Below are 13,416 nucleotides of genomic sequence, written 5' to 3'. Positions count from 1 at the left end.
TGCAAATATAGGTATAAAAAAACATCCCTCTGAAATTTTCAGAGGGATGCTTTTTTATATTAAAAGTGTTTTTAAAACAACTTTAATTTTAGTTTTGGAAGAACATTGGAGTAATCAATGCTTCAACCGCAGGTGCATTAGGGTTAGAAGTAATCTCACTCAATGGAATCTGATATCTATTAATATTATCAGTAAGTACAGTTTGAGTAATAGGCTCGTAATCAGGAACCTGATTTCTTCTAATCGTTGTCCAAGATTCCATGTGTCTCATGAAATCAGCTACGTAGTGCTCTTCGTGGATTTTTCTTAATGCATCAGCTTGGCTGTCACCAGCGATAGATCCTCTTGCAGAAGCTAAATAAGTAGCTTTATCACCAGCAGGAACTTCGTTTGGAAGACCGTCATAACGACCTAAAGAAGTTGAGATACCAGCTTGGTAGAATGTATCTGCAGCAGCTTGTCCACCTGTAATTAATCCTAACAAAGCAGCTTCTGCTAAGTAGAAGTTAGTTTCAGGAGCAGTAGCATATCTATCTGGTAATGTAGCAACGATAATGTCGTCAGAAACTTGAGAGAACTGAGCAGTATCCAAGATTAAAGAACCTTGTGGCTGTCCAGCAAATCCTCCTCCGTCAAGCTCATTAAAGTATGCAGCTCTTCTTGGATCGTCGTTGTTGTTCATTAAAGTTACTAAAGTAGAACCACCAGAGTAGAAGTCTTGGCTACCACCAGCAAACTGTACAATCAATGTAAAGATTGGGTTTTGGTTACCAGCCTGATCAAGGTAGTCTAGTTTAGCTTCGTATTGATTTTCTGTAATCATTGGCTGACTAGCTAGTGCTTGAATATCTGCAGCTACAGAAGTAGGATCAACATTTGCGATTAACATTAAAGCTTTTAACTTTAATGAGTTAGCAAAACGGATCCAGTTTTCTCTATTTCCTCCGTAGATTAAATCTGCACCATCAACAATATCAGTATCAGTTGCTAATTCAGCAACTGCTTCGTCTAACAATACTGCAACTCCTCTTAATACATCTTCTTGGCTATCAAAATTAGGATTTGGGAATTCCTCTACCTGAATTGCTTCACTAAATGGAATAGCACCAAAAATCTGAGTTAAGTTTAGGTAAGTAAACGCTTCAAGAACTTTAGCTTGTCCTATGATATTTCTTGCCGCAGGGTTGTTGCGTTCTGTAAGAATTCTCATTTGAGCTAAGTTTCTCAAGGAAGTTGTATAGTTACCGAAGAAAATGTTATTTACTGTATTTGGACTAATAGTACCTCTTTCCGGATTACGGAATACTCCAAAGTTAGCAGAGAATGACCAATGCTGAGAGTGGGTACTCATTTGAAATTGTTCTACTGTTCTGTTTGCTGTAATACCTCCAAGTAAAATCTCAGGCATTAATAATGCCGGATCAATTTCTAAGGCAGCAAGGGGATCAGAGTTAATACCTTCAATAGTATCCTCACAACCTGTAAATACGATTGCCGATACCAAAACAAGAAGGATACTGATCTTATTTTTAAATATATTTTTCATTTTGTTCATTTTAGAAATTTGCTTGAATGTTAAATCCGAAACTCTTAGTAGATGGTACACCACCTCTTTCAATTCCTTGCAGGTTACTAGCAGAACCTCCTAAACCAGCTTCTGGATCAATGTGAGGAACATCAGTATTAAACAAAGCAAGGTTTCTTCCTTCTAAAGCAATTTGTAATGCTTTGATAGGTGTCTTCTTAAGAATTTCTGAAGGGAAAGTATAGGCTAAACTAATTTCTCTCCATTTGATGAAAGTAGCGTCAAATACGTTACCTTCTACAACACTAGCGTTTGCAAATCCACCCCAGTAGTTTTGTACACTTGAAATTGGAGTAGTGTTTGGAGCAACGATTGTAGAACCATCAGGATTTGTACCCGTAGCTACAAATGTATTTGGATCAACAAATACTTCACGATTATTTACAGCAGTTTCTTCAGCTAAACCAGCTCTTCTTAATTGTCCTACAGTATTAGAGAATATTTTTCCTCCTTCTCTGTAATCGAATGTAGTAGATAATCTCCAGTTTTTATATCTGAACGTAGATGTAATACCCATTGTATAATCAGGGAAGATGCTTCCAAGAGGAGCAGACTGACCAACTTGACGGATACCATTAGCATCAACAACGATTTGATCATCAATATCATTTCCTTCTGCATCTACAGCTCTTAACCAACGTGGACCGAATAACTGAAGATCTTCACCTTCGATTGCTCTTACTGCAATACCGTTAAATCCAGTCGCTAAGTTTAAAGCACCACCTGGAAGAGCTCCAAGGTCTTCTACTTTAAATTCGTTAGTTGTAAAGTTATAATCTAAGTCCCAAGTAAAGTTATCAGTTTGAACAACTTTAGCGTTAATTTGTAATTCAATACCCTTGTTACTAATCTCACCAACGTTGGTTAAGAACCCACCAAAACCAGAAGATTGTGGAGTAGGTACTGTGATAATTTGATCCTCAGTAAAGTTTTCGTAGTATGTTGCATCAATGAATATTCTGTTATTCAATAAACCTAATTCAACACCTATTTCGAAGTTTTCCTGATTTTCAGGCTTCAAGTTTTGATTGGCTAAGGTTCCATCAGAGTTAAATGCTAACTGTCCGTCGAATGGGAAAGTACCTCCCTGACCAAACTGTTGGAAGAAACCAGTATCTGGATTAAACGTAAAGTCTAATAGGAATGGCGCAGTATCAACACCTACGTTTGCCCATGCTCCTCTAAGCTTACCATAACTTAAGAAATCTCCCTGGATGTTAAGAGCATCAGAGAATATCCAACTCAAAGATACAGAAGGGTAGAAGAAACTGTTGTTACCAATCGGTAGTGTAGATGACCAGTCATTACGACCAGTTACGTTCAAAATTAACCAGTTCTTGTAGTCTAAAGTAACGTCTCCAAATGCACCAAAGATTCTTCTAAGTGTGAAATCTTTTACTACTGCATTAACCTCGGCATTACCTGGATCAAATAATTCTGGTACTGTTAAGTTAGTACCTGTGTTTTGTAAACGATCTAATACCCTTTCGTTCCACTGCATACCACCACGTACCGTTAAGTTGAAAGCATCAGAAAGAGACTTATCATAAGTAGCGATAAGGTCTAAAGTAAGCTCACGTCTTTTGATAAAGTCATCTACGAAGCTACCACGTAAAGCACCGATAGTACCGATACTGTTTTGGATTAAACGCTGATCTGTAAATGTATCGTAACCAGCTCTACCTAAAATATTGAAGTTTTCAGTAGGAGCATAAGTTAAAGATGCATTACCAAAGAAACGCTCAACTTGCGTTTGAGTAGCATTCTGACGAGCAATAAACAATGGGTTGTTCGATTGTCCTCCTGGATCGTTGATCTGGTTTCCGAATTCGTCAACATCTGGATCGAATAAAGAGAAATCAGTTAATCTTGAAAGACCATTTACAATATTTGTTAATACGTTAGGGTCATTTGCTCCTTGTGCAGCAGTACCTATCGTGTTTGTTCTCACATAGTTTACACTAAATCTTGAACTTAATTTCTCATTAAACTCTTTACCTGAGTTCAAACCAATATTAGTTCTATTCAAAGAAGAGTTAGGGATGATACCTTGTTGATCAGTGTAAGCAACACTTAATCTGTAGTCATCACCATTTTGACCAGCTCCAGAAACAGTTACACTATTAATAGAAGTGATACCAGTGTCATAAAAATCTTCAACACCGTCTTCAAAAATTCTGAAAGGAACATTCTCGTCTCTTAAGTTCACAAAAGTTTGACCAGCAAGAGATGGGTCATTAATTGAAGGACCCCAACCTACAGTAGTTTGGTCTCTTTCATTCTGTGTAAAGTCATATACTCCTTGATCACCACTAATGAATTCGTTTTGGAAATCAGGTAATCTCAAAGGAGAGTCAAAACGTAAACTAGAGTTAAAGCTAATACTAGCTTTAGAACCTTGCTTACCTTTCTTTGTAGTAATGATGATAACCCCAGCAGATGCACGAGATCCGTAAAGAGCGGCAGCAGATGCACCTTTCAATACAGAAATAGTTTCGATGTCATCTGGGTTGATATCCTGAGCACGGTTACCAAAGTCAAATCCACCAGTAATACGAGATCCTGTCGCGATATTAGAGTTCGAGATCGGCACACCATCTACTACGAATAGTGGTTGCTGATTACCCTGTAAACTTGAGATACCACGGATAAGTATTCTCGTAGATCCACCTACGTTACCACTTTGGTTTTGGATTACTACACCAGAAGTCTTTCCCTGTAGTGCTCCAAGAAGGTTGGTTTCTCTTACCTCATTCAGATCTTCAGATTTAATAGTAGATACTGCATAACCAAGTGATCTTGCAGAACGCTCAATACCAAGTGCTGTTACTACTACTTCTTCTAACTCTGAAGCTGATGCTGCCAACTGTACGTTGATATTATCACTGTCACCAACTACAACTTCTTTAGTTGTGAAACCAACATAACTAAACGATAGTACTGCACCCTTGTTTGCGGTAATACTATAGTTACCATCAAAATCGGTTTGTGTACCGTTAGCTGTGTTTTTCACAACGATATTAACCCCTGGTAAAGGTAACCCTCTGTCGTCGGTTACATTACCTGAGATAGTTTTTTCTTGCGCAAAAGTTATTTGCACAACAAACGCCAAAAATAGCGTTAAAATTCCACTAAACTTTGTTCTCATTTTACAATTTATTTGAATTAGCCAGCTCCAAAAATGATAATAATATCTTTATAAAACAACTTTTTACTATTAAAATTTGAATTATTGCTTTAAGTGGTTTTATAAATGGCGAACACTTACTAAAACGTTGTAGTAGGGGGTTTGTAAGATTTTTTTTGTTTTTTTTTGACCAAATTAAATAGGATGTATTGGCTCTTTTTCCTACTAATTTTTTATAACAAGAACGGCCTCTTTGATTTTAAAATTTGGTTAAAAAAATAATTGCAAAATGCTTATTTAGAGTTGTTTGTCAAGCGTCTAAAAAAGTATAGACTATCATTATTAAACCCTGATATTAGATATTCCTTTTGGTTATGTGTTAATTTTTTTAAGAATCGCAGTTCTTTATTATGTAGGGTTAGTCCTACTTGTTTTGAGGATAAATAAGAGAACGTGTTTTTGGTCCTGCTTTTTGTTATCAAAAAACCTGGATTAGAATTAAAAATACCGTGATACGTGTTGAGACCATAAAAGTTTCCTCCCAGAAGTAATTGATCATAGCCTTCTCCAAGAAAATCATTTGCTAAAAAAGAATTGATAGGAGATAATTGAAAGGTAGGAGGGAATTCGATAAACTCATCATACGTGCCATTTGTATTGCGAAGATATCCACTTTTCAGGGTGGTTACATCGATGCTTTCAATTGTTTTTGCATTTAGGGATTTTAAAATATCGTCTATAGGTTGATTTGCATAACTTTTATAATCAATATACTGTTTGTTGATTATATTGATTTGGGAAGCGAATTCATCTTTAGAATTTACGGGATAATACTGACCTTCTACGTCATATGCTAGCAATGTTTCATTCTTGTTATTTTGATCAAAATCGCCATAGTACATTATAAGAGGATATTCTGCGGTAGGTTTAAATTTGGTATTTTGCCCCCAGTTCCCCAAGAGAATATCTTTGTCCCCATCGAAGTCTATATCATAAAATGCTATAGATTGCCAAAGGCCAGTGATATTGGCTGGGATTTCTACTTCGGTTAAGGTACCATTGTTATTGGTGAAAATTCTTGGTTTATCCCACTCTGCAGCTACCAATAAATCTTTGATGTTATCTCCATTGATATCCTCCCAGATAGCATCAGTAACCATAGTGGTTAATGAAAAGCTATTGTCTTTTACAAACTGTAAGTCGCCTTGATTTTTTAATAAGTAAGAATTTACTTTTTTTCCAAAGTTTGAACTGTCAGATCTGTTTCCAACAAAAATATCTATATCTCCATCTTGGTCATAATCATAAGCACGTACCACAGCAGTATTCAAATTGTTTACAGGTAGGTCTGTAGAAGGCTTTGAGAAATTACCCAAACCGTCATTGATATACAATCGGTCATTTTGAAACTCAATGTGTTTGGAATCAATTATTCCTGAAGCTACATATAGGTCTAAGTCGTTGTCGCCATCAACATCAAAAAAAGTAGCATCAACATCTTCGCTGATAGAATCGTTTTCAATAACAGGGATTGGATGATGTTGTAGTTTTTGTTCCTTACTAATTATTAATTTAGATTTTTGCAAAGATGCTCCTCCAATAAATATATCTTCTTGTCCGTCATTATTAACGTCTCCTATAGCTATCGCTGGGCCTTGTGTAGATACTTTGTATGGAATTAGTTTGTTTACATCAAAATCATTGTACTGGTCTTCGTGATGTTTAAAAGTTGCTAATTGGTCTTTTTTGAAAATATGATTACTCGTTTGATTCTTATATTTGAAAGGTGTGATATTTTGAGAATCATATTTGATTTTGATGTTTTTATTTTTGAAATCTACTAAGTTTATATTTTGATAAGTATTGTCTGGCCAGATTACTTTAATAGAATCAATACTATTCTTACCTAATCCAAAGTGTAATTTAGGTGCTACAGATGAGATAAAACCTCGTGAAGTAAATAATTGCTTATTTTGAACTTCATTATTGCTGTATATAAAGACTTTGGAGCCAATACCTAACTTGTTGCTAGGTTTGTAATCAAACTCTACCGAAACAAAGGATGTATTTGAATTGTCAGAACTTCCATTTTTGTATAAACTAGCAAAGTCATTTAAATTATTTACTATTAAATCAAGATCTCCATCATTATCCAGATCTGCATAAGTGGCACCGTTGGATAGAGTAGGTGTGTTTTTGATCCAATCCCCAGTTTTATTATGAAAAGTTTTACTGTCCCCTTCAAAAATGGCATTTGGAGTCTCTCCGGTAGGCATAACTTTTAAAGATTTTATCAACCAAGCATCTTTCTGTTTTTTATCTTGATATTTGTTTTTAAAAGAATTGGAAAGATATCTCATGAAATCTAGATTGTTAGGTCTCTTGTATATTCCATTGGTAATAAACAAATCCTGATGCCCATCGAGATTATAATCTGCAATAAGAGGAGACCAGCTCCAATCCGTTGCAGCTATGTTGTCGTATAGCCCTTTTTCTATAAAGAAATCTCCAGATTTATTCATTTGAAGCATGTTTCTGGCGTATTGCTTTTGATAACCCTGGCTAATAAGGAATTCCTGAGTTTTGTAAGAAACATCTCCATCTGATTCTTTGAGTACTTTTTCTTCATAAGGAAGCATATCCAGGGTTATCAAATCTTGGAACCCATCTCCATCAATGTCGGCGGCATCGCTACCCATAGAAAATCTGCTAGTGTGTGAAAAGTATTTCGGAAGTTCTTCATTGAAAGTGCCATCTCCTTGATTAATGTAGTAATAGTCGTCTTCATGGAAATCATTACATACATAAATGTCATCCCAGCCGTCATTATTAAAATCTGCAATTGATGCACTAAGGCCATATCCATTAGCACCTCCATGAATTTTTGCTTCAAGGCTTACATCTATGAATTTGGAATTATCGTTCTTAAGTAATACGTCTCCAACATAATCTGTTCTTTTTTTGCGAATGTACGAAGGGCCGTGGGAGGTTTTGGTGTGTAATGCATGGTTAACGATATAGACATCTAGATCATCATCCTTATCATAATCAAAAAAATAAGCTTGAGTGGCATATCCTTTATAGTTCAGGCCATATTTTTCGGATTCTTCTGTGAAAGTTCCATCTCCATTATTAATAAATAGTTCATTGTGTCCTTCAAACCCCAAAATATTGATTACGGCACATACATAGATGTCCAGAAATCCATCTCCATTAATATCCACCATAGTAACACCTGTATTCCAGTCAGATTTTCCTGCTGTACCAGAAGAAGTTGTGATGTCCTTGAATTTGAAATCACCTTGATTGAGGTACAATTTGTTTTGGCCTCTGTTAGATACAAAATACAAGTCTGGTAAATCATCGTTATTGATATCTCCTACTGCTACTCCTCCGCCATTGTAATAATACAAGTAATTGACGATATTATATTTTTCATCTTCCTGAATTTGATTTTGGAAATCAATTCCTGTGATCTTGTTATCTACTTTTGAAAATAGATATGATGTAGCATCTTGATTTTCTTTTTGAGTGCAGGAAAAGAAAAAAATTAGAAGAAGTAATGTTAGGATGTTTTTCATGGGTTAAATGTAAAAAAGAGGTTGTGAATCCACAACCTCTTTTATTTAATATAATTTTACGCTACTTATTAGTTAGGAGTAGGAGAAACAGGGTTGAAGTCTGTTTCGAATGCTGGTACTGGCCAGTATTCTAAATATCCATAATTAATAGTGGCATTGGTGTTAAGGTTTCCATTTTCATCAAGAACATGCGCTCCAGTTCTTGAAGTGGCTGCTACACCATAACGGCGAGCGTCATAGAAAGCAACTGCTCTAAAAATTAATGCAAGACGACGCTCTTTTCTAATTTCCTCTAATGCTTGATCTTGTGTTAATCCTGTTCCTACTGTAGCAGCTAAACCTGAAGCCTGGAAAGTTCTAACAGCGTCCAAGTGGGCAAGCCCCCCTTCGATATCATTAGTTCTTACTTTTGCTTCTGCAAGTATTAATTGATTTTCTTCAAAACTTCCTGCATAATACATAGTAGCTCCTAATGGATTCGAAGATACGATAGGGGTATTGTCATTCCAGAATCTAGACGCACCATATTGAATTCCTCTTCCTCTTGGATTAGGGAAATCAAAATCTGGTTCAAAATATAAATCTAAACGCACATCTCCTGGATTAATATCCTGAATTAATCTTTCACTTGGAAAATACCAGAAACCAGTAACCTGACCAGGTATCCAGTTGTTGTCGATAAACGAAGATTCAGACTGCATAATAAAAGCGTTTGCATTTGCTGATACTCCGTTGTTCGCTAATGTGATTACCTGATTCCAGTCTGCAGTTGTCATGTCTGCTACTGGAGTGTTGTAAACAAGGTTTCGAACTCGTAATGAGTTAATGTTTTCCTGTAAACCTGCAAGATTTACTTTAGAAGTAAGATAAGCAAGTTGTAATCCGGTGAATCTCCCATCAAAGGTTGCTACATCAGTAACACCATTTAATAAAGTTTCAAGTTCATTTAATATTTCATTAGACTTGCTTATTAGTTGAGAATTGTCTACAAACTGTGTGCTTGGCTCAGAAGTAGGATTAGAGATCAAGCCTGAGTCATTGATTAATCCTTGCTCATACATCGAACCAAGTCTATTGTATCCATAGGCTCTCCACCATAGTGACCATGCTCTAAAGGCGTCTTTAGTGGCATCATCAGCTTCTAAGTTGTCTAGTGCTTCTGCAATTGTATTGCTTTGAACTATAAGTCCATACATGTCTCTCCATTCATATTGTGTTGGGTTGTCACTACCTGCGGCTCTTGTGTTTCTAATAGCAATTTCACCTGGCTGAGGCCCTCCTGCAGGAGGTAATACCACAGTACCATCGTCCAAAACAACAGATTCTGTTTGATTGATCCATCTGTTGGCAAAGTTACCCCATGGAGTTGTTAATGCATCTCCCATAGATTCATGATATCCATAAGTAAAGAAAAGCATTGGGCTTTCTAATTCTGCTCCTACAGTTTCAAATACATCATCGGATGCTATAAAATCATATATTCCTTTAGAAAAGGTAGTCAATCCGTCCACATTGCTTAGAGATGCAGTAGAAGGAAGGTTGTTGTCAACAGGGTCAATGTCTGTATCTAAAATATTATCTTGACAAGAGACCACAAACGATAGCGTTATAAGTAACGCTGCTTTGTTTAATAAACTTTTCATAGTCTTATTTTTTTAAAATGCTAGGTTTAATCCAAAATTATAGCTCTTTACGTTTGGATGCGTAAATTCATCAAATCCTCTTTGGAATGTGTTTCCAAATCCTCTTGCTGCTTCTGGATCCAGACCTTTGTAATCTGTGATAGTGATTAAGTTTCTTCCTGAGATGCTTAAATTGATATAGTCAAAAGCTTCTAGGTTAAGCACGTTGTTTAGTTTAAAATTAAAACTGATATCTCTAAATCTTAAGAATGAACCATCCTCAACAAATTCTGACGTTGGTACATTGGTGTTGTATAAAGAAGTATAGTAGCTTACAAAAGCTCCAGTTTGTACTGCTCCAGTTGGGTCTTCAATAGATACAGGAACTGCAGTGTCAGAATGCAAACCGTTGTTGTATAACCACTGTCTTGCACGGTTGTACACATCAAGACCTTGGAACCAGTCTATCTGGAAAGATACTCCCATGAAATCATTGAAGAATGAGAAGTCATTAATAAATGTCATTACGAAATCAGGCTGAGTACTACCTGCTACTACTTTGTCTGGTCCGATCACAACTCGACCAGTATTTTTGTTTACAACATATCCTGAGCTAGCCACTGTAAAGTCATTTACATCAGCTTCGGGGATGATTCTGTTTCCGCTAGCGTCAAGAGCATCTAAGCTAGTAATAACTGGGAATACAGAGAAAGTACCGATTTCTTCCCCTTCGTCAAGAACGAAGTTATCATTAACAACAACTGGAAGTCCATTCGCGATTCTATCAAGTACTGCTGTAGATTTTGTAAAACGTAATCCGAAGTTCCATCTGAATTTTTCTGAAGTAAACATCGAAGCATCTATGGAAGCTTCAACACCATCACTCGAAATATCGTACGCGTTAGAGAAAATGGCACTTGTTCCTGTACTACTTGGTAGTCCTAAACGGAATATTGCTCCATCCGTCTTTCTGTCAAAATAGTTCACAGAACCATCTAATCTAGTAAACCAAGCTCCTTTTCCAGGAGTAAAGGTGTAATCTAGACCAACTTCAAGTTCCTTTGAAGTTTCCACCTCAAGACTTGGGTTTGCTACAGAAGAAGGGATCCCTGAGATTACTTCACTTCCTACCGTAGTAGTCGCAAGAGTAAAGATGTTCTGGCTAAATAGAGGTTGAATACCTGCTTCACCATATGCACCTCTTATTTTTAAGTTGCTTACTAAGTCAGATTCAAATAATTCTGCAAAATTAAGATAGGCATCTGCTCTTGGGAAGGTAAAGTCTAAGTTATTACCAAATCTGTTAGAGAAGTCACGTCTGAAACCTGCTGAAAAACCAAATATACTTTCGTAATCAAATTTTTGGTTTAACAAGAAACCATATGTTCTAAAAGGCTCATCGCTAAATTCGTTGAACGTTTTAACAACCGCTTGGTTTACGTTAAAAGAACCAAATGGTCCTGTTGGTAAGTTTGTTCCTTGAACATCAGTGGTACGAGATCCTAAATCTCTCCAATCAAAGTTAAATGTCGTATTTGAAGTAAATGGAATGTTAATTTTAAGATCTTCTTTGAAATCTAAAGTCAAGTTTGTAGAGATCAATAAGTTTTGGAAAAACTCTTGTGTGTCTATTTGATTTATAATACCAGAAACATTAGTACCAATAGACGATGCCTGTTGGTGGTTGGTCTGATTTTCTTGAAAGAAAGTGAACTGTTGGGAGAAAGTATCATATCCGTATTTGAAGTTTACAGATAATACTTCAAATGGCTGATACGTTAAATCAAGGTTTGCAATGTATCTGGTGATTTTGTCCTCTCTAACTTGAATTTCTTGATAAAAGAAAGGGTTAGCAGAGTTAGGATCAGTTGCGTCTGGTGATACAGTAAGATCTCCATCTGAGTTCCTGTTGAAGAAATCTACGTGAGGAAGATTTTGAAATACGTTATTGATCAGGTTGTTGGCATTTGCGTTATCAGTATCTGTACCTGTGGTGTTTGTACTATTGATAACATCAAATCTTGTGTTAACCTTGATTTTCTCTCCAAGATCGAAGCCTAAATTAATACGGCCATCATATTTTGTATATTTTCCAACTACTAAAACACTTTCTTGTTCTGTTCTATTACCAGAAACAAGATATCTGATACCTTCAGAACCTCCTGAAACAGTTATACCATTGGTAGTGTTGATAGCATCTCTAAAAAGTATATCGGTAGCATCAAAAATTGGCTCTCTAAAAGGTGTGTCATTAATACCTTCTGCACCAAGTGCCGTTCCATTGATATTTCTCTCGGCAGGATCTACCGCTAGATATTGTGCTTCGTCATTAAGTTGTGTTACTGGAGTACCGTTTAGGTCTACCAAAAATCCTGCAGCGTTTGTTGAATAGTGATGTAGATCAGCTCTTAATCGATCTTTTCCAGTAATTGCTTGAGCAACACTTACAGAAGATCTGATATTTACGACAGGAGCACCTGCTTTACCTTTTTTGGTGATAATGTTGATTACCCCATTTGCTCCTTGCGCACCATAAATGGTACCCGCAGCAGCTCCAGAGATAGTTTCAACGCGCTCTACATTAGAAAAGTCAATATCTGCAAGACGAGAACTTTGGTTAGAAGCTCCACCTACACTTGATTCTGAAGTAGAAACCTGAACACCATCAATTAATATCATTGGTTGAGAAGAGTTCAAACTATTGATCGATCTCAAAATGATGTTTTGTTGCTGACCTGGCTGACCAGTAGTCGATTGGATAATAGTACCAGCAATTTTACCTTGAAGTGCCTGGTCAATTGCTTGAGCACCCTGTACTTGAAGGTCTTCTGCTTTTACCGAATTTACCGAAACCCCTAGTTTCCGTTTACTCGTTCCGGAAGCAACCCCCGTTACTACTACTTCTTCTAGTACCGCAGCATCCTCCTGAAGTGTAACATCAATTTGGTTGCCGCTTCCTACGGTAACTTCTTGTGTTGTAAATCCAAGATAACTGAATACTAAACTTGAGCCCGCACTAGCACTTACCGAATATTTTCCATCAAAATCGGTTTGAGTTCCACTATTGGTTCCTTTTACAATAATGTTTACTCCTGGTAGTGGGGATCCCCCGTTGTCCGTTACAGTACCTGTAATGGTTTTGTCTTGTGCAAAAGAAGTCTGCACACCCAATGCTAGGAATAGCATTAGGATTCCCTTTAATAAAGATTTCATTGTGTTTTGTAATTTTAGAATTAGCCACGCTAAAAATCTTAATTATATCTTAATAAAACAACTTTTTCGATATCAAATTTACTTGTCCATTCCTTTTTTGAGGTGAGAACACAGTGTTACTTTACTGTAAAACAGTACTTTGTCTTTGATTTGAGTTAGTGTTAAATATTGTAGTTTATTCAGGTAAAGGAAGAGTTTTTTATTAAATTAACAAAAAAAGATCTTTCTGATTAAAGAAAGATCTTAAAAAACTTATGATTCGAGTGTTTTTTTACTAAATATTCATTT

The 13,416-nt window shown here is 36.3% G+C and carries 5 protein-coding genes; all 5 read right to left on the bottom strand.

The window, feature by feature from the left end; all coding sequences use genetic code 11:
- Nucleotides 1–88: 88 nt before the first annotated feature.
- Nucleotides 89–1,546 (bottom strand): SusD/RagB family nutrient-binding outer membrane lipoprotein, encoded by a 1,458-nt coding sequence (locus tag ACXAGJ_RS08440; protein WP_474838855.1) that lies wholly within the window; start codon nucleotides 1,544–1,546, stop codon nucleotides 89–91.
- 10 nt (nucleotides 1,547–1,556) lie between these two features.
- Nucleotides 1,557–4,733: a SusC/RagA family TonB-linked outer membrane protein gene (locus ACXAGJ_RS08435; protein ID WP_474838853.1), complete on the bottom strand. Its 3,177-nt coding sequence runs from the start codon at nucleotides 4,731–4,733 to the stop codon at nucleotides 1,557–1,559.
- Nucleotides 4,734–5,005: 272 nt separating this feature from the next.
- Nucleotides 5,006–8,293: a VCBS repeat-containing protein gene (locus tag ACXAGJ_RS08430; protein ID WP_474838851.1), complete on the bottom strand. Its 3,288-nt coding sequence runs from the start codon at nucleotides 8,291–8,293 to the stop codon at nucleotides 5,006–5,008.
- 68 nt (nucleotides 8,294–8,361) lie between these two features.
- Complete coding sequence (locus tag ACXAGJ_RS08425; protein WP_474838849.1) at nucleotides 8,362–9,936, bottom strand: RagB/SusD family nutrient uptake outer membrane protein; 1,575 nt, start codon at nucleotides 9,934–9,936, stop codon at nucleotides 8,362–8,364.
- A gap of 12 nt (nucleotides 9,937–9,948) precedes the next feature.
- Complete coding sequence (locus ACXAGJ_RS08420; protein WP_474838847.1) at nucleotides 9,949–13,128, bottom strand: SusC/RagA family TonB-linked outer membrane protein; 3,180 nt, start codon at nucleotides 13,126–13,128, stop codon at nucleotides 9,949–9,951.
- Nucleotides 13,129–13,416: the final 288 nt, after the last annotated feature.

The organism is Aquimarina sp. AWH4_224 (assembly GCF_056160245.1).
The sequence above is the reverse complement of the archived record's forward strand: the minus strand, read 5'-3'. Positions and strand labels throughout refer to the sequence as shown.

Excerpts from the sequence above, each read along its gene's own strand:
- ACXAGJ_RS08420 (WP_474838847.1), bottom strand. The coding sequence starts at position 13,128 with ATGAAATCTTTATTAAAGGGAATCCTAATGCTATTCCTAGCATTGGGT.
- ACXAGJ_RS08435 (WP_474838853.1), bottom strand. The coding sequence starts at position 4,733 with ATGAGAACAAAGTTTAGTGGAATTTTAACGCTATTTTTGGCGTTTGTT.
- ACXAGJ_RS08430 (WP_474838851.1), bottom strand. The coding sequence starts at position 8,293 with ATGAAAAACATCCTAACATTACTTCTTCTAATTTTTTTCTTTTCCTGC.
- ACXAGJ_RS08425 (WP_474838849.1), bottom strand. The coding sequence starts at position 9,936 with ATGAAAAGTTTATTAAACAAAGCAGCGTTACTTATAACGCTATCGTTT.
- ACXAGJ_RS08440 (WP_474838855.1), bottom strand. The coding sequence starts at position 1,546 with ATGAAAAATATATTTAAAAATAAGATCAGTATCCTTCTTGTTTTGGTA.